The 17,540-nt window shown below is 72.3% G+C and carries 16 protein-coding genes; 7 read left to right on the forward strand and 9 right to left on the reverse strand.

Annotated elements, in window-relative coordinates:
- Positions 1–5: 5 nt before the first annotated feature.
- Positions 6–1,220 carry an acyl-CoA dehydrogenase family protein gene (locus tag ACFWZ5_RS22285; RefSeq protein ID WP_384798881.1) on the forward strand — a complete coding sequence of 405 codons (1,215 nt, stop codon included), beginning with the start codon at positions 6–8 and terminating at the stop codon, positions 1,218–1,220.
- A 148-nt stretch (positions 1,221–1,368) separates the two neighbouring features.
- Here ACFWZ5_RS22285 and ACFWZ5_RS22290 read toward each other — a convergent pair whose 3' ends face one another.
- Together ACFWZ5_RS22290 and ACFWZ5_RS22295 are read right to left on the reverse strand one after the other, a co-directional pair.
- A complete protein-coding gene (locus tag ACFWZ5_RS22290) occupies positions 1,369–1,962 on the reverse strand; it encodes a TetR/AcrR family transcriptional regulator (RefSeq protein ID WP_384798884.1) in 594 nt (197 codons plus the stop codon).
- Between the two features lie 111 nt (positions 1,963–2,073).
- Entirely contained in the window at positions 2,074–2,841 is a 768-nt protein-coding gene (locus ACFWZ5_RS22295) for an SDR family oxidoreductase (protein ID WP_384798887.1), read from the reverse strand.
- A gap of 205 nt (positions 2,842–3,046) precedes the next feature.
- Here ACFWZ5_RS22295 and ACFWZ5_RS22300 point away from each other — a divergent pair, with 205 nt between their 5' ends.
- Positions 3,047–4,420, forward strand: coding sequence for an erythromycin esterase family protein (locus tag ACFWZ5_RS22300; protein WP_384798890.1), 1,374 nt, complete (start codon positions 3,047–3,049; stop codon positions 4,418–4,420).
- A 15-nt stretch (positions 4,421–4,435) separates the two neighbouring features.
- On the opposite strand, the gene ACFWZ5_RS22305 is transcribed toward ACFWZ5_RS22300, so the two are convergent.
- Positions 4,436–5,455 (reverse strand): LysR family transcriptional regulator, encoded by a 1,020-nt coding sequence (locus tag ACFWZ5_RS22305; protein ID WP_384798893.1) that lies wholly within the window; start codon positions 5,453–5,455, stop codon positions 4,436–4,438.
- A 214-nt stretch (positions 5,456–5,669) separates the two neighbouring features.
- Here ACFWZ5_RS22305 and ACFWZ5_RS22310 point away from each other — a divergent pair, with 214 nt between their 5' ends.
- Entirely contained in the window at positions 5,670–6,302 is a 633-nt protein-coding gene (locus ACFWZ5_RS22310) for a hypothetical protein (RefSeq protein ID WP_384798896.1), read from the forward strand.
- 132 nt (positions 6,303–6,434) lie between these two features.
- Positions 6,435–7,745, forward strand: a complete 1,311-nt coding sequence (locus ACFWZ5_RS22315) for a serine-threonine protein kinase (RefSeq protein WP_384798898.1) — start codon at positions 6,435–6,437, stop codon at positions 7,743–7,745.
- Between the two features lie 117 nt (positions 7,746–7,862).
- Here the strand turns inward: ACFWZ5_RS22315 and ACFWZ5_RS22320 are convergent, their stop codons facing one another.
- The gene (locus ACFWZ5_RS22320) at positions 7,863–10,718 is read right to left on the reverse strand and encodes a penicillin acylase family protein (RefSeq protein ID WP_384798901.1); all 2,856 of its coding nucleotides are present in this window, start codon (positions 10,716–10,718) and stop codon (positions 7,863–7,865) included.
- Between the two features lie 326 nt (positions 10,719–11,044).
- Between ACFWZ5_RS22320 and ACFWZ5_RS22325 the strand changes: the two genes are divergently transcribed.
- Positions 11,045–11,653: a hypothetical protein gene (locus ACFWZ5_RS22325; RefSeq protein ID WP_384798904.1), complete on the forward strand. Its 609-nt coding sequence runs from the start codon at positions 11,045–11,047 to the stop codon at positions 11,651–11,653.
- 3 nt (positions 11,654–11,656) lie between these two features.
- Here the strand turns inward: ACFWZ5_RS22325 and ACFWZ5_RS22330 are convergent, their stop codons facing one another.
- Entirely contained in the window at positions 11,657–12,178 is a 522-nt protein-coding gene (locus ACFWZ5_RS22330; protein ID WP_384798907.1) for a hypothetical protein, read from the reverse strand.
- A 463-nt stretch (positions 12,179–12,641) separates the two neighbouring features.
- Positions 12,642–13,103 (reverse strand): redox-sensitive transcriptional activator SoxR, encoded by a 462-nt coding sequence (gene soxR / locus ACFWZ5_RS22335; RefSeq protein ID WP_384799056.1) that lies wholly within the window; start codon positions 13,101–13,103, stop codon positions 12,642–12,644.
- Between the two features lie 95 nt (positions 13,104–13,198).
- Between soxR and ACFWZ5_RS22340 the strand changes: the two genes are divergently transcribed.
- A complete protein-coding gene (locus ACFWZ5_RS22340; protein ID WP_384799053.1) occupies positions 13,199–13,663 on the forward strand; it encodes a MaoC family dehydratase in 465 nt (154 codons plus the stop codon).
- A gap of 44 nt (positions 13,664–13,707) precedes the next feature.
- On the opposite strand, the gene ACFWZ5_RS22345 is transcribed toward ACFWZ5_RS22340, so the two are convergent.
- Positions 13,708–14,352: a TetR/AcrR family transcriptional regulator gene (locus ACFWZ5_RS22345; protein WP_384799050.1), complete on the reverse strand. Its 645-nt coding sequence runs from the start codon at positions 14,350–14,352 to the stop codon at positions 13,708–13,710.
- A 67-nt stretch (positions 14,353–14,419) separates the two neighbouring features.
- A complete protein-coding gene (locus ACFWZ5_RS22350; protein ID WP_384799047.1) occupies positions 14,420–15,571 on the reverse strand; it encodes an acyl-CoA dehydrogenase family protein in 1,152 nt (383 codons plus the stop codon).
- 72 nt (positions 15,572–15,643) lie between these two features.
- Here ACFWZ5_RS22350 and ACFWZ5_RS22355 point away from each other — a divergent pair, with 72 nt between their 5' ends.
- Positions 15,644–16,318 (forward strand): TetR/AcrR family transcriptional regulator, encoded by a 675-nt coding sequence (locus tag ACFWZ5_RS22355; protein WP_384799044.1) that lies wholly within the window; start codon positions 15,644–15,646, stop codon positions 16,316–16,318.
- 107 nt (positions 16,319–16,425) lie between these two features.
- Here the strand turns inward: ACFWZ5_RS22355 and ACFWZ5_RS22360 are convergent, their stop codons facing one another.
- Positions 16,426–17,514, reverse strand: coding sequence for a Zn-dependent alcohol dehydrogenase (locus ACFWZ5_RS22360; protein WP_384799041.1), 1,089 nt, complete (start codon positions 17,512–17,514; stop codon positions 16,426–16,428).
- Positions 17,515–17,540 lie beyond the last annotated feature (26 nt).

Consider the following 17,540-nt stretch of genomic DNA (forward strand, 5'->3'; position numbering starts at 1 on the left):
CCCCCATGGACTTCGCCTACGACGCCCGTACCGAAGAGCTGCGCGGGAAGCTGCTCGCCTTCATGGACAGCCACGTCCACCCGGCCGAGCAGGTCGCCGACGAGCAGCGCGCCCGGCTCGCCTCGCCCTGGGACCAGCCCGCCGTCGTCGAGGAGCTGAAGGCCGAGGCCCGCCGCCGGGGTCTGTGGAACCTCTTCCTGCCCGACACCGCGTACGGGGCGGGCCTGACGAACCTCCAGTACGCGCCGCTCGCCGAGATCACGGGCCGCAGCCCGCACCTGGCGCCGACGGCCCTCAACTGCGCGGCGCCCGACACCGGCAACATGGAGGTGCTCGCCCAGTTCGGCACCGACGAGCAGCGCAAGCGGTGGCTCGAACCGCTCCTCGCGGGCGAGATCCGCTCGGCGTTCGCCATGACGGAGCCGGACGTGGCCTCCTCCGACGCCACCAACATCACCACGCACATCCGGCGCGACGGCGACGCGTACGTCATCACGGGCCGCAAGTGGTACATCTCCGGGGCGATGAACCCCGACTGCAAGGTCTTCATCGTCATGGGCAAGACCGACCCGGGCGGCCCCGACATCCGCCGCCAGCAGTCGATGGTGCTCGTGCCGCGTGACACGCCCGGCGTGGAGGTGCGGCGCGCCATGCGGGTGTACGGGTACGAGGACCACGCGCACGGCGGGCACGCGGAGGTGGTCTTCAACGAGGTGCGGGTGCCGGTCTCGCACCTCGTGGGCGAGGAGGGCGGCGGGTTCGCCATCGCGCAGGCGCGGCTCGGGCCCGGCCGCATCCACCACTGCATGCGGCTCATCGGCATGGCCGAGCGCGCCATCGAGCTCATGTGCCGCCGGGCGCTCGCCCGCACCGCCTTCGGCAAGCCGCTCGCGCGGCAGGGCGTGGTGCAGGAGTGGATCGCCGACGCGCGGGTCACGGTCGAGCAGCTGCGGCTCCTCGTCCTGAAGACGGCCTGGCTGATGGACACCGTGGGCAACAAGGGGGCCCACACCGAGATCCAGGCCATCAAGATCGCCACGCCTCGGGCGGTGGTGGGCATCCTGGACGACGCGGTCCAGTTGCACGGCGCGGGCGGGGTCAGCCAGGACTTCCCGCTGGCGGAGCTGTGGGCGGCGGCGCGCACGCTGAGACTGGCCGATGGGCCCGACGAGGTGCACCAGCGGTCGCTGGCGCGACGGGAGCTGTCCCGCTACGCCTAGCCTCCCGGCGGGGGTGGCGGCGTACGGGGTGGCCCCCGTCGGCCCCGCCCCGTACGCCGCCGTGCCCGCCGCTTCGCGGCGGGAATCTCCCACCCGCCCGCCCATACGCTTCCCGCAGTCGCCGACGGCGGGCAACCCCCGCCGGTGACTAGGGGCGGAGGGCGCGGAGGAGGAGGTCGGCCAGGTGGTCGGCCACCTGTTGGGGGGTCAGGGGGCCGTCGGGGCGGTACCACGTGGAGAGGTGGTGGACGGAGCCGAAGTGGTAGTCCACGACCAGGTCCGCCGGCGTCGCCGTGGAGAAGACGCCCGACTCCTGGCCCTCCTCGACGAGCGCCCGGAACCGCTCGTGGTAGCGCCGCCGCTCGGCCCGCACCTGCTTGTGCTTCTCGGGACTCAGATGGTGCATCGACCGGAAGAAGATCGCGGCGTCGTCCAGGTTGGCGATCGTGGTGACCACGACGTCGGCCGCGGCGTCGCGCAGCCGTTGCTCGACGGGCGCGTCCGCGTCGGCGAACGCGTCGAGCCGCTCCTGCTGGACCCGCAGCATGCGCGCGTACACCTCGTGCAGCAGGTCGTCCTTGGAGCCGAAGTAGTGGTACAGCGCGCCCTTGGTGACGCCGGCCGCCTCCACGATCTCCTGTACGGACGTACGGTCGTAGCCGCGGTCGGCGAAGAGCCGGGTGGCGGCGGCGAGCAGCCGCTGGGGGACGGGTGTGCCGTCACCGTCCGTCGTCCTGGCCACTGCCGCCACCTGCCTTCCGAGTTCCGTGATGCGTGATGTGTGCCGCGCGAGGTGCGCCGCGCTGCGTGTGCGTGAACGCGTTCCCGCCGGAGGATCTTCCCATCCGCCCGCCTACGGCCGCGGCGTCGCCTCCCACTTCTGCTGGATGTGGTTCATGTTGGTCAGCCACGCGTCCGGCTCGGCGGCCCGCGCCCGGTAGTACGCGGCGACCTCGGGGTGCGGCAGGATCAGGAACCGGTCGTCGGCCATTCCGGCGAACAGCGCGTCGGCGACGTCCTCCGGCTCGATGGCGGTGGGTGCGAGGACCAGCTCGCCGGCGGACCCCGCGGCGGTGAGCATGTCGGTGCGCACGCCCTGCGGGCAGATCGCGTGGACCTTGATGCCGCGGTGACGGTAGGTCAGGGAGAGCCATTCGGCGAAGGCGTACGCGCCGTGCTTGGTGACGCTGTACGGGGCCGCGCCGATCATCGTGAGGAGCCCGGCGGCGGACACGGTGGACACGAAGCGGCCCTCGCCGCGCTCCAGCCAGCCGGGCAGCAGCGCCTGCGCGGCGCGTACGTGGGCCATGACGTTCACGTCCCACGCGCGGGCCCACACCTCCTCGTCGGCGGCCTCCGTGCCGCCGGACGCGAGCCCGGCGTTGGCGCAGTACACGTCGACGGTGCCGCCGAGCGCGGCGGTCGCGGCGGCCACGACCCCCGACGCGTCGCCCGGCACGGCGGTGCCGCCCACCTCGTCGGCCACGGCGGCGGCCTTGGCGGCGTCCAGGTCGTTGACGACGACGCGGGCCCCGGCCTCGGCGAAGCGGCGGGCCAGGGCGGCGCCGATGCCGCCCCCGGCGCCGGTGACGACAACTCCCTTGCCCTTAAGGCTCTCCACGGGTGGTCTCCTTCGGCCTCGATCACACGGTGACGGCAGACTAACCGGTCGGTATGTGGCGGAGGAAGGGGTGCCTTCGGCTAAACCGGTAGGCGCGCGGTGCGGTGCGCTCCACCCCGTACCGGGGAGCCCGCCGGATGGTTCAGGACGCCGCCGCCCGGGATCGTGATCTGCGGGTTCGAGGGACACGATCCGAGGAGGACACATGGCACGGACGGCACGGACGGCACGGCGGCAGGCTTCGCTGGGACTGGCTTCACGGCGGCGGGCTTCATGGGGGCGGGCTTCCCTGGTCCTGGTCGCGGCGACCGGGACGGGCGCGCTCATCGCCCCGCAGACCGCACAGGCGGCGGCGCCCGCGGACGACCCCGTGCGCGCCATCGAGCGCGCGGCCCACCCCCTGCGCTCCACGGACCCGGGCGGCCCCACGGCCGACCTGCGGCCGCTCGGCCGCATGGTGGGCGGCGCCAAGGTGGTCGGCCTGGGCGAGGCAACGCATGGGTCGCACGAATTCTTCACAATGAAGGATCGGCTATTCCGCTATCTCGTCGAGAAAAAGGGCTTCACCACCTTCGCCCAGGAAATCAGTTGGACGACGGGACTCCGCTTCGACGCGTATGTGCGCGGCGGCAAGGGCGACGTACGGAAACTGGTCCACAAGGAGCTCGGCAGGACGCCGTGGGACACGGATGAGTACGTGGAGTTGCTCACCTGGATGCGGGCGTACAACCAGAAGCACCCGGACCGGCAGGTGCGCTTCATGGGGAATGACCTCAACTACCCGCACCAGGGAATCGAGTTGTTCGACGCGGTGCGGGACTACGTACGCAAGCACGAGCCGGACCTCCTCGCGCGCGTCGACGCGCTGTACGCGCCGCTGCGCCGCCTGACGGACAGCGACACGTTCTGGGGGCTTCCGCTCGCCGAGCGCGCACGGCTCACGAAGAAGGCGGAGCGGGCCCGTGACCTGCTCGATTCCCGTCGACCGGACCAGGGAGGGAAGGCGTTCGACTGGGCGCTGCGGAACGCGGACTCCATCGCCGAGACCGCGAAGATCCTCTCCTACGACGACACGGACCAGGGCATCAAGGACGCCATGCTGTACCGCGACCGCATCATGGCGAGGAACACGGCGTGGTGGCAGCGGTACACCGGCGACAAGGTCCTGCTCTCGGCGCACAACGCCCATGTCGGGTACGAGAGTTACGACAAGCGCTACCCGAAGATGCAGGGCGCCTTCCTGCGCGACGCGCTCGGCAAGCGGTACACGAGCATCGGGTTCACCTTCGACCAGGGCTCCTTCCTGGCGCAGAACCAGACCACGATGAAGTGGCGGCCCCGCACGGTGGGCGCGGCCGCGCCCGGCATGAACGAGCACACGCTCGACAAGGTGCGCCACGACGACTACTTCGTCGACATGCGGACCGCGCCCGCCGCCGCCCGGAAGTGGCTGGGCAAGGGCCGTCTGACGCGCAGCATCGGCACCGCCTACCCCGACGGGCCCTGGCGGATCAGGCTCGGGGCGAGCCACGACATCCTGATCCATCTGCACGACGTCACGGCGGCGCACCGCCAGTGACCCCCGCGCCGGGCCTCAACGGCTGAGCCACCAGCGCTCGTTGTCCTTCGCGAGCGCGTCCCACAGCAGGTTCAGGGGGTGCTGCGCGTCGTACGAGGCGCGGTCGCCGCCGCGGGTGAAGACGCCGACCAGGACCTCGGTGCGCGGGCCGACGTCCCCGACGACGTCGAGGCGGCGCAGGCCCCCGGCTTCGGGGAGGCTGCCGGACTCGGCGGCCTCCCCGATGCCGCGCGTCACCAGCATCGCGCCGCTGACCACGCCGGAGCGCAGGAGCTCGAAGCCGTAGTGCGCGGCCTCTATCTCGGCGGCGATCGTCATCTCCTTGCGGAAGTCGGCGCCGTACCAGGCGGTGAGGAAGCGGGCGATGAGGCCGCCCGCCGAGACCACGAGCGGCAGCCCCGGCAGGTCGCTGGCCTGCACGCTCGGGCCCGGCAGGCGCTCCGGGGGCAGATTCGTCAGGATGGAGAGGCCGCTGCGCCGCCACTCGATGACCTCGTACGGGTCGAGCTCGGCCTCCTGCCCCTGCGTGACGACGACGCTGCCGCACACCAGGTCGAGCTCCTTGGAGTTGAGGCGGGCGAACAGGTCGCCGGTGCGCACGTGCGTGACCTTCAGGTCGACGCCGCGCCGTTCGTAGACGTCGCTGACGCGCTCCACGGCGTCGAGCAGAAAGCCGAGGGTGTACCGGGTCGAGCCGACGGACAGCGTGCGGCCGAGGCGGCGGCGCGCGTCGTGGATGCCGTCCGTCCACGCGCTCAGCGTGCTGCGGGCGAGGTCGACGAGCAGCTCGCCGGTGGCGGTGAACAGGACGTCCTTGCCGCGACCCCGCTTGAGCACCAGGGCCTCGCCGCACAGCGCGCCGAACGTGCGGTTCATCGTGTCCAGTTGCTTCTGCACGCTGGACTGTTCCCTGCCGAGCTGGCGCGCGGCGGCGAGCGCCGTGCCGGTCTCGTGCACGGCGAGCAGTGTCCGCAGCTGATCCATGGTGGTGTCAAGGAGGGCCGCGGGGTACTGCGCGGGACCGTTTAAGGCCATACGAGCTTTCTCTCTCAGCTTCCGGTGGAGGCTTCCGGTGAAGTCCTTTGTGTTTTACGCGCATTGCAGCATAGCCGCCGCGGAAACTGATCCCCGGATCACCCCAAATTATCTGGGGATTTCTTCCGGTAAAAGCTGGATGCGTTCGCCGTACCCATGGAAAGGTCGAGGCAATCCTGATCAACACCGCCGCTCTGCAAGGAGAGTTGTACCCGTGAGTCACTACCAGGTCGCGCCCGCGCCACCCGGCCCCCGCAGCGCGGCCCGCGCCGCCCGCGCGACCAGGCGCCCCGGCTCCCTCACCGCTCTGGTCTGGACCTCTGTCATATCCGTGGTCTCCGCCCTGATCGGCGCGGCGCTCGTCTTCGCCGGCGGCGACGACATGGCCGACGAGAACATCCGGGACGTCATCGACGACCATCCGGACGTCGTGGGCCTTCCGTCGCAGACGACGGCGGCCGACATCAAGCACCTGTCGGGGCCCATCTGGGACGAGCTCGTCAGCGACCGGGCCGGGACGCTGTCGGCCCGTGCCGGTTTCGCGATTTTCACCGCCGTGTGCGTGCTCGTATTCACGCTCTGCGTACGCAGGAACGCGGCGACTTGGGCGCGGGTCCTCATTACCATTTCGGGCGTCATCGCCCTGTTCCCGCATTTCCTCATCTTGGGTGACTACGAACCCGAAACCGTCATGGCGTTCAGTTTCGCGGCGCTGCTCGGGACGCTCGCGGCGATCGTGTGCTGCTGGCTCCCGGGCACGAACCGTTACGCGCGCGAACGCAAGGCACCGACTGCCGCCGCGCCGTCGCAGTACGCGCCGCCGCAGGGGCCCTACCCGCCCATGTGACCCGCGCCCCGCGGTCCCGCGGTGGCCGGTGCGTCCGGGGGACGGCACCGGCCGCCGTGCCTCCGCCGCACCGGTCGCACGCGGCGCGCGCGGCGTCTGGCCAGTGGCTCCGCGCGGCAGGACGATGCGACCATGGAGCCCTACTGGGAACTGACCTTTGACGCCGACGGAGACGTCGACGCCGCACAGCGCGACCGGCTCCTGTCCGGCGCCGAGGACACGCGCATCACCGATCTGCTGGTGTTCGCGCACGGCTGGAACAACGACCAGCGCACCGCCCGCGCCCTCTACCGGCGCTTCCTCGCCCCCTTCGACCGGCTCTCGGGCCCGGATGTGCGCCTCGGCTACGCCGGGGTGCTGTGGCCCGCGATCCGCTTCCCCGACGAGCGGATCCCCGACTTCGAGCCGTCCGCCGCGCCCGCGCCCCTGACGGCGGCCGCGCCCCCGCCCACCCTCGACGAGCAGACCCGCCGCCTCCTCGGCCGCATGTTCCCGGGGCCCGCGCAGGCCGCGCGGCTCGACCGCCTTGCGCTGCTCCTGGAGGAGCGCTCCGAGGTCCGCTCACGGCTCGACGAGTTCGCGCGGCTCGTCCGCGACCTGGTGGCCGTGCGCGAGACCAGCCCCGCCCACGAGTTCGCCGACGACATCGGCGCGGGCGAGCCCGCGATGCTCACCGACGACGCGGTCGGCGTCTGCGAGGTCCTGGTCGCCGCCCTGGAGCAGACGGGGGTGCGGACGGGCCTCGACGCGGGCGAGCAGCCCGGGGCCCCGGAGCTGTTCGGCGGGCTGCGCAAGCGGCTGTGGCACGGCGCGCGGGAGATCCTGCGGCAGGGCTCCTACTACGCCATGAAGCGCCGCGCGGGCGCCGTCGGCCAGCTGGGCCTCGGCCCCGCGCTCGGCCTGCTCGACGGCGACGTACCGGGCCTGCGCGTGCATCTGATCGGGCACAGCTTCGGCGCCCGGCTCGTGGCGTACGCGCTGCGCGGGATGCCCGCCGGGGCGCGCTGTGTGAAGTCGGCGACGCTGCTGCAGGGGGCGTTCTCGCACTACGCGTTCAGTGCGCGCCTGCCGCACGACCGGTCGCGCGGCGGCGCCCTGCGGGGCGTGCCGAAGCGCGTGGACGGCCCGCTCGTCGCGTGCCACTCGCGTCACGACGACGCCCTCGGCATGTTCTACCCACTCGCGTCGAAGCTCGCCGGTGACTCCTCCAGTTTCCTCGGCCTGTTCGAGCGGTGGGGCGCCGTCGGGTACGACGGGATCAAGGCCGTCGACGGCGCGGCTCGCGTGCGGATCGGGGCGGGGCTGCCCGCGCACGGGTGTGTGAGCGTTGACGCTGCCGCTGTGGTGCGGCGGGGTGGTCCGCCCGGTGGGGCGCACGCTGATATTTGTCATGAGGAGTTGGCTCGGGTGGTGTGTGCGGCTGGGCGGATCGATGGGGGCTGAGCGCCGTTGGGGTTGCGGTTTCGCTGTGCGCAGCGGGGCCGTTGTGGCTGAGCGCGCAGTTCCCCGCGCCCCTTCAGGGCGCCCCCCTGCGGGGAGGCGCCCCTCGGGGCACATCTCTCATCGGTGCTGGGGGAACTCCACCACCTGTTGGTACGTCGGGCGGTTCTGCCACTGGATCGGGGTGTGCGTGATGCCGCCCAGCGGGCGGTGGATCACCGCGTCCGCGCACCACTGGTCGCCCGCCGCGCAGCTGCCGTCACCGGGGTAGACCTCTGACGGTGTCCTCGCGGCGGCCTGGCCCAGGGTCTTCAGGAGCGTGTCCCGGCACGCGTCGAGCGCCCCGCCCCCGCAGTACGCCGTCGTGGTCCAGCCCTTGACCGGCTGCCCGAGCACGGTCCGCAGGTCCTTGTCGACGTACCCCCACCAGCCGTACTGGAAGGCCGAGCCCGCGTGTCCCCCGGTCGGCCCGTGGCCCGCCGACGGCGCCTCGTCGATGCCGAGCTGCCCCGTCAGGGCGTCGTACAGGTCCTTGCCGAGCCCGGGTTCGAAGGCGGCCTTGACCAGCAGCGGCCACCAGGCGTCCATGATGCGTACGGCGTCGGGGTGCGCGTAGGCGTGGGAGCCCCGGGCCGTCTGGTTGCGCTGCGCGCCCGCCTTCTGCCAGGCCTCCAACTGCTGTACGGCCTTGGCGAGCTGGGGGTCGTCGACCGGCTTGGCGCGCAGCACCCGCAGCAGCTCCGGCAGGACCTGCTCGCCGCGCAGGTCGGTGACGGCCGCCTCGGCCATGGCCTGCGTCAGTGCGGCCCGGGTGACGCCGCCCCGCTCGACGAGCCTGCCGACGCGGCCGTCGAGCAGGTCGCCGCGGTGCACGGCGCTCATGCCGAAGCCCGCCGCGCTGAAGTCCTTGGCCTGCTTGTTGTTCCAGGAGATGTAGTAGTCCTGGTTGACGGACTGCGGGTGGGCGGCGGCCGGTGTCCGCGCGGAGGTGTTGTCCTTCGGGTCGAAGTCCCGCCACTCGTAGGCCTGCTGGGCGGCGACGGGGAAGGAGGGGTCGACGCCGTCGGCCCGCTCGGGGTTGGCGCCGCTGTTGTAGTACGCGATGTCGCGGGAGTCGGCGTAGAACCAGTTGAAGGCGTACGAGATGTGCTGCGCGGCCTCCTTGAAGGACGCGGCGTCCTTGACGTGCGCCGGGTCGTTGAGCATCTGGAAGCCGATGATCGAGTCGGCCTCGTGGCGGTAGGTGGAGCGCAGCGAGACGTACGCCACGGGCTTGCGGTCGACCGTCGCGCGGTGCGTCACGACGCCGTAGTGCGTGCGGAACACCTGCATGCGGTAGGAGCCCGCGGCCGTGGAGTCGGCGAGGCTGGGCTTCCAGGCGTTCTTGCGCTCCAGCTTCTCCATGGGGGTGCAGGCGCCCCGGTAGCGGTAGTGCGTGGACTGCTTCGTGGGCGCGCCGCCGCCGGGTTCGCACAGCTCGACGGCGTAGGTGTCCGTGATGTCCTGGCCCGCGGAGGTCGCCGACCACGCGTAGTCCTGGCCGCGGCCGAGCTGCACGTACATGCCGACGCCCGCGAAGGAGACGCCGCGCGCGCTGATGCCGGGGCCCTGGAGCTCCTGCTGCATCAGGAGCTGCGGAGCGAAGTACCCGGTCTGCGGACCGAAGACGGCGACGGGGTGGCCGCTCGCGGTGTGCCTGCCGGAGACGAGCAGGGCGTTCGACATGCCCTTGCGGTGCGCCGGGCCGCCGAACAGGTCGGCGGGCAGGACCCCTTGGTCGTGCAGGCCTTGCAGGGGCCGCAGCTTCTTCGGCGCCTCGACGGGGTCCTTGGGGGCGCGGGCCGGGTTCTTCGCGGTGGCCTTCGCGCCGCCCTCGCGGTCGTACACGAGCTGTTCGCGGGTGACCGAGCCCGGGTCGGGCAGGGCGGCGCCGCGCGGCTCGGCGGGCCTGCCCGCGTACGGGAAGCTCGTGCCGTCGTGGATGGTCTGCACGGCCTCCGGGTCGTTGCGGCCGCGGAAGGCCTCCCAGATCTCGGCGCCCTTCTCGACGCCGTACTTCTGCTGGGCGGCGAGCAGCGAGAGCGCCGCGTCGACCTCTCCGCCGCCGCCGTTGCCGAACAGGCCGCCGACCACCGACGCGAGGGCGATCATGTCGGTGACCTTGAACGGCTCGATCTCGCCGACGTTGGTGATCGCGTCGATCTTGCCGGTGAGGACGTACTCGCCGGGGAAGTAGCGGCCGTTCTTGGACTGCGTGCGGTAGGCGTTGAGGCCGTCGATGTAGGCCTGCGCGTCCGCCATGGCCTGCCGGCCGCGCTCGCCCTGGGTGTTCCTGATGTACTCGACCTGCCGCTCCAGGTCCTGTTCGGTGTACGGGGCCTGCGGCCAGAACTGCTGCTCAAGGCCCTGGTTGGCGGGGGCGCCGCCCGCGAACGGCGTCAGCTGGCCGCGCCCGATGTGCCGGAACAGGTCGATGAGCCACAGCCGGTCCTGCCCCGCCGCGTAGCCCGCGCCGAACTCGGTGCCGTAGCGGGTCGTGCCCTCGATGTGCGGGATGCCGTACTTCTTGTCGCGCGTGATCGTCACGTCGTCGCGGGGCCTGGTCACGGAGGCCACCTGGTCCGGCGCGACGCCGAAGGACGCGTCGTTGAAGAACTCGGTCAGCTTGTCGTCGGTGAGCGAGGAGTAGCCGGACGCCAGGGCGTCGTAGGGGCCGAGCTGGTCGTCGGAGTGGGCGGGCTTGGTGCCGAGGACGCGGTGGCTGAGGATCTCGGCGAGCGTGGCGTTGCCGTTGGCGCCCGGCGGCAGGATGTCGGCGCACTGCTTGCCGCAGTGGTCCGTGGCCGACCGCGGCTGGGGTGCGGGCCGCGGTTCGGCCGCGGCCGCGCCGGGGCCCGGCGCGAGCAGCAGGGCGGCCCCGAGGACGAGGGCCGCCGAGCCGGTGAGCGTTCTTAAGCGTGCGCTGCGTGGTCGCATGGGTGCTCCTCCGGGTGGCCGTCGCGGCGGAGGTTACTGCTGGGTTGTCGAACCTGAAAGATGAACAACCGTCGCCTTTTCACAACCGCCACATGCCGTCCCCGCGCCCCCGGCGGGTCCCTTGCCCGCACCACCCACGCATCGTCCACGCAACGTCCACACATCGACGCTGACCTGCGGGGAAGACGCTGAGGGAACGCCCTCGGCAGGCACCGGGGGAACGGCGTCGGAAATCGGATGGCACCAAATCGCGTGTCGATACGTCTACTCGGTGTCCGCTGGGTCCACTGGCGACGTCCGAGAACGTGTGACGGAGGTGCAGGGCGATGGCCGGATTCCGGAGTCTCGCGAGACAGGTGCGCGACCCGCAGAGCGACTTGGCGCTGCGGCGGTACTCACTGCGCAAGTGCCTGGAGAGATTCGCCCCCTACGGCCACCGGGCGACCTGGGACCATCTGTGCTCCCGGGCGGGCTTCGGCCCCGAGGACCGGTCCCCCGACCCCGCGCGGCTCGTGGCCGCGCTCGACGAACTGGAGGCGGCCCGCGACGTGTGGCTCGCCTACGAGGAGAGCTTCGCGCGGCGCCGCCGCAAGGAGAAGCACGACGGCCTGCGGCGGCCCGGCAGCGTCGACGACTGGCACCGCTGCACGTGGGGCGGGCACGGTGTCGCCTGGTGCGACGACCCCGGCGTGCACCCGTCCGCGCCGCTCGCCGAGGTGCTGCGCAGGCTCATCACCGCCCTGGAGCGAGAGCCGGCCGCCGCCTGCCCCGTGTGCGGCGCCCGGTCCCTGGAATGGCGCTACGGCCTGGCGCACGAACCGTCGTCGGGCCCCGTCTGCACGGGCTGCGGCATCGTGGTCCCCGCGCCCGTCCTCACGCACGAGGCGGTCCGGCGGGCCCGGGGCGGCCTGTCACGATCCCTGGTCTCCGCCTGAGGCCTACTGGGGCCTGACGACGTCCGTCTGGATGGCCAGCTTGAACTCGGCCATCATCAGCGGCGCGGCGAGCTTCACGTCGCCCGCGCCGCGCGCGGAGATCTTCAGGCCCACCGGGGTCCCGGGGTGCACGAACATCTGCCACACGTAACTGCGGTACTGCCCGCCCCGGGTGGGCACCGCGTCGGTGGTGGCCGTCGAGTCGTAGCCCGTCGACAGGTTCAGCGGATCGCGCACGAAGCGCGAGCGGTACTCCGTCGGCCTGCCGTCGGGCTCCCAGAAGACCAGCGCCGACAGCGTTCCCCACCCGTCGTGGCTCGGCCAGATGAGCCCCGAGCGGGCGTCGGGGAACCGGGACGGCCTGGTGCCGCCGTGCGCCGGATCGTGCATCTTCCAGGGGTCGTACGCCTCTTCGCCTGCGCCGTACGGAAAGCGCACCAGGTGGTACCCGTCGCTGTCGTACGTGATCCGCTGCGGTCCCGAGCGTTCCGCTTCCCATTTCAACGAACAGATGACCACGCTCATCGGCTCTCCCCGTGTGTGCGACTCCCGGCGTGTGCCGTACGTGTACACCCCACACCCCCGTTCGGATAGAGCCACGGCCCAACCCGACTCTCCCCACCCACCCGCCCTACCCCGGCTCCGCCGCTCGGCTGGGGCTGCGCCCCTTTCCCCCCTCATCGCCGCTCCGCGGCTCGTCCTCAAACGCCGGACGGGCTGGATATCCCCGCCCACCCGCCCCCGGGAGGGGGCGGGTGAGCGGGAGAATGCGAGCGCGGAGCGCGAAGCCACCTCAGCGACGCAAGACGGCCGAACGCGGCGGGGCCCGGGGCGACAGCCCCGGAGAAGGGCGGGTGGGCGGGGTTCTATAGCCCGCCCGGCGTTTGAGGGCGAGGCGCGGAGCGCCGATGAGCGGGGGAGAGGGGCGCAGCCCCAGCCGTGTGCGGGGGCTGGGGCCGCGGCCACAGGAAGGGCGGGTGGGTGGGAGTCAGCGGCGGCGTTCGCTCATGAGGCGGGAGCCGACCATGCGGTCGCCGAAGACGTCGTCCGGGTTGGACAGGACACACGTCTCCAGGGAGAGGCAGCCGCAGCCGATGCAGTCGGTGAGGTGATCCCGCAGCCGGCCAAGGGCCTGAATCCGCGCGTCGAGCTCACTCCGCCACGTCCCCGACAACCGCGCCCAGTCCTCCCGCGTCGGCGTCCGCCCCTCCGGCAGCTCCGCGAGCGCGTCGCGAATCGTGGCGAGCGGGATCCCGACGCGCTGCGCGGCGCGGATGAAGGCGACGCGGCGCAGCGTGTCGCGGTGGTAGCGGCGCTGGTTGCCGGAGGTGCGGCGGCTGCTGATGAGGCCTTTGGTCTCGTAGAAGTGCAGCGCGGACACGGCCGCGCCACTGCGCGCGGAGAGCTGGCCGACGGTGAGCTCGTGGATCTTCTCTGGGATCTGGGGCACCCCTCGAAGCCTACTTGCCACCACGTTGACACCGGTCACCCCACCCAGCATGCTGAGCAAGCGCTTAGTCCACTCTCCGTACGGGAGGCCCGCACATGGCAGAGCCGAGGATCTTCACGTCAGCCGACGAACTGCGCGCCGCGATCGGCGAACAGCTCGGGCACAGCGACTGGCTGGAGGTCGACCAGAAGCGGATCGACCTGTTCGCGGAGGCCACGGGCGACCACCAGTGGATCCACGTGGACCCGGAGAAGGCGGCCGCGGGCCCGTTCGGCTCGACCATCGCGCACGGCTATCTGACCCTGTCGCTGCTGCCGGTCCTCGTACCGCAGGTGCTGCGGGTCGAGGGCATGCGGATGGGCCTCAACTACGGCACGAACAAGGTCCGTTTCCCCTCCCCCGTCCCGGTGGGCTCGCGCGTGCGCGCGAGCGCCGTCCTGACCGGGGTGGAGGAGACGAAGGACGGCGGCGTCCAGGTGACGGCCGCGGTGACGGTGGAGCGCGAGGGCGGCGAGAAGCCGGCGTGCGTGGCGGAGTCGGTCTCGCGCTACTACTTCTGAACCGCTTCCTGAACCGCTTCCTGAACCGCTTCTGAGCGCTGCGGCTACTGCCGCTGATCCGCGGCGGGCGTGCGCGCTCCCACCATCCGCAGCACGAGGTCGGCGTAGAGCGCGCCGACCTCGTCCGGCGTCCGCCGCCCCGCGACGTCGAACCAGCGGGCGACGTCGATGCACAGCGAGAGCACGGCGAGCGTGGTGCCGGGCACGTCGGGCACGTCGAACTCGCCCGCCCGCACACCGTCGTTGATGATCTCCCGTACCGCCGCGTCCGACTGGCGGCGCAGCGCCACGATCTCGGTGCGGTGCTCGGGGCCGAGCGCGTCGAGTTCGTACTGCACGACCCGGGCGGTCATGTGGTGCCCGGCGTGCCAGCGGACGAAGGACCGTACGGCGTCGGAGAGCCGCTCGGCCGCGGTCCCCTCGCCGTCGGCGGCGGCGCGCAGGATGGCGAGGGCCTTGTCGTGGCCGAGCCTGCTGATGCGGTGGAGCAGCTCTTCCTTGGTCTTGTAGTGGATGTAGAGCGCGGCCGGGCTCATGCCGGCGCGGCCCGCGATGTCCCGCGTCGTCGTCGCGTGGTAGCCGCGCTCGGCGAAGGCCTCGACGGCGGCGGCGAGGAGCCGCCTGGCCGCGTCGGGGCTGACCTCGGCCCACGTCTGCTCCTCGCCGAGGGTCTCCTTGGCGGCGCCCATGCGCACTCCTTCCACCGTTCAGGACAGACACCCTACCCTGAAGGTGAGCAAGCGCTTAGGCAAGTGGCTAGAAGGCGGATACGCCGGTGAGGGCCCGCCCGATGACCAGCTTCTGGATCTGGCTCGTGCCCTCGTAGAGGGTCATCACGCGGGCGTCGCGGAGCAGCTTGCCGACCGGGTACTCGTCGATGTAGCCGTAGCCGCCGAAGACCTGGAGGGCGTTGTTCGCGGCGCGCACCGCGGCCTCCGACGCGAACAGCTTGGCCGTGGAGGACTCCGTGGCGAACGGCCGTCCGCGGTCGATGAGGTCGGCGACCCGCCAGGTGAGCAGCCTGGCCGCGTCCACGTCCACCGCGATGTCGCTGAGGAGCTCCTGCACCAGCTGGTGGTGGGCGATGCTCCTGCCGAACTGCTCGCGCTCGGTCGCGTACGCCACGGCGGCGTCGAGCGCGGCCTGCGCGATGCCCACGCACCCGGCGGCCACCGACATCCGCCCCTTGGCGAGGGCCGACATGGCCACCGAGAACCCCTTGCCCTCCGGCGCGAGCATCGCGTCCGCGGGGACGCGCACGTCCTCGAGGACGAGCTCGGCGGTGGCCTGGCCGCGCAGGCCGAGCTTGCCGCGCACGGGGCGGCGGGTCAGGCCGGGGCTGTCGGCGGGCACCAGGAAGGCGGAGACGCCCTTGTGCCCGGGGGCGTCGTTGGTGCGCGCGAAGAGCAGGACGACGTCGGCCCAGGTGCCGTTCGTGATGAACATCTTGGCGCCGTTGACGACGTACGCGTCGCCGTCGCGCACGGCCTTCGTCGTCAGGTTCCCCGCGTCGGATCCGGTGCCCGGCTCGGTGAGCCCGAAGCAGCCGACGTACCGGCCGGAGGTGAGCCCCGGCAGCCAGCGCCGCTTCTGCTCCTCGCTCCCCCACGCCGCGATGGACTTGGCGACCAGGCCGAGCGACACCGACACGATGCCGCGCACCGACGAGTCACCGCGGCCGAGCTCCTCGGTCACCAGACAGTACGCGAGGTGGTCGCCGCCCGAGCCGCCGTACTCCTCGTCGACGGTCAGGCCGAGGAACCCGACCTCGCCGAGCTTGCCGACGATCGACCTGTCGACGTTCTCGGCGCGGTCCCACGCGGCGACGTACGGGGTGACCTCGCGCTCCACGAAGTCCTTCGCGAGCCGCCGTACGGCGGTCTGCTCCTCGCTGAGCTCCAGGTTCATCGCGGGCTCCCCACGGTCCGTCCCTATAAATTAGCGCTGCTAGTTTCTGGTGGCAGCCCTACTATGTGCCGCATGGCCCGACCGCGCAAGCCCCTCCTCAGCCGGGAACGCATCGTCGACGCGGCGCGCGCCCTCGTCGACGCCGAGGGGCTCGCCGCCGTCTCCACGCGCCGCCTCGCCGCCGAGCTCGGCGTCAGCGGTCCCTCCCTCTACAACCACTTCCGCACCAAGGACCAGATCCTCGAGGCCGTCGCGGACTCGGTGAGCGCGCAGGTCGATCTGTCGATGTTCGAGGATGGGCGCGACTGGCGGGCCGCGCTGCACGACTGGGCCGTCTCCTACCGGGCCGCGCTCACCCTGCATCCGAACATCGTCCCCGTGCTCGCCCGCGGGCCCGGGCGGCGGCCCGCGGGGCTTCGGCTCGCGGACGCGATGTTCGGGGCGATGGTCGAGGCGGGGTGGCCGCCGGCCCAGGCCACGTCGGTGGGGGCGCTGATGCGGTACTTCATCATGGGGTCGGCGCTCGGGTCCTTCGCGGGGGGATTCGTCGATGACGAGGCCGCGTACGATCCTGCGGACTATCCGCATCTGGGGCAGGCGCATCTCCTTGCGGAGCGGCAGGAGCTGGTGGATGAGCGGGCCTTCGAGGTGGGGCTCGCGGCGTTGCTGGACGGGTTGGCGTTGCAGTTCGAGCGGGTCGGGGGGCCTTCGCGGGGGCGCCCCAGTCCCACCCCTTCCCGAAACTAGGGGCTCCGCCCCTAGGACCCCTTTTATCCGGCGCTGCGCGCCTCGTCCTCAAACGCCGGACGGGCTGAATTCTCCGGCAGATCTGGGGCGCCCCCGCGACGGACCGTTTACGTGAACACCACCAGCGCCCGCCCACCCTTCCCCGCCTCCATGTTGGCGAAGGCGGACGGGATGTCGGCGAGGGTGATGCGGTCGGTGACGAGGGCCGTGAGGTCGAGGGCGCCCGTGCGGATGTGGGCGGCGAGGACGGGGAGGTCGGCGGCCGGGTCGCAGTTGCCGTAGACGCAGCCGGACAGGGTGCGCCCCCAGTGGAAGAGCTCCAGCGCGTTGAAGGTGACCTTCTGGTCCTTGCCGCCGATGCCGACCACCGTCGCACGGCCGCCACGCCGCGTGGCGTCCCATGCCGCGCGGATGGTCACGGCACGCCCCACGCACTCGACGGCCACGTCGACCCCCTGCCCGCCGGTGAGCTCGCGGACGTCGCGGGCGGTGCCGTCCGAGGCGAGGACGAAGTCCGTGGCGCCCGCGGCGCGGGCCAGGGCCTCCTTCTCCGGCGACACGTCGACGGCGATCAGCCGGGACGCCCCGGCGATCCGGGCCGCCTGGAGGGTGGCGAGCCCGACCCCGCCGACGCCGAACACGGCGACGGTCTCCCCCTCGCGCACCCGCGCGGAGTGGTGCACCGCCCCGTACCCGGTGAGGACGGCGCACCCGAGGAGGGCGGCCTCGGTGAGGGGGATGCCGTCGGGGGCGGGCAGGACGCAGGACGCGGCGACCACCGTCTCCTCCGCGAACGCGGCGACGTTCAGACCGGGGTGCAGATCCGTGCCGTCGGCGCGGCGGGCGTACACGGCCCCCGCGCCGGTGAGCGCGTCGGCGCACAGCCAGACCTCGCCGCGGGCGCAGGCGGGGCAACGGCCGCAGGACGGCGCCCAGTTCAGGACGACGCCGTCGCCGGGCGCGACATGGGTGACGCCCTCGCCGACGGAGACGACCGTGCCCGCGCCCTCGTGACCGAGCACCGCAGGGACCGGCACCCGCATGGTGCCGTTGGCGAGGGACAGGTCGGAGTGGCAGACCCCGGCGGCCGCCAGGCGCACCCGCACCTGGCCGGGCCCGGGATCGGGCAGGTCGATCTCGGTGACCTCCAGGGGCGAGCCGACGGCGGGCAGGACGGCGGCGCGGACGCGAGCCACGGTGGCGTACTCCTCAACTCGGAACA

Origin of the sequence: Streptomyces sp. NPDC059003, from assembly GCF_042740445.1 — a bacterium.
In the GTDB taxonomy this organism is placed as follows: domain Bacteria; phylum Actinomycetota; class Actinomycetes; order Streptomycetales; family Streptomycetaceae; genus Streptomyces.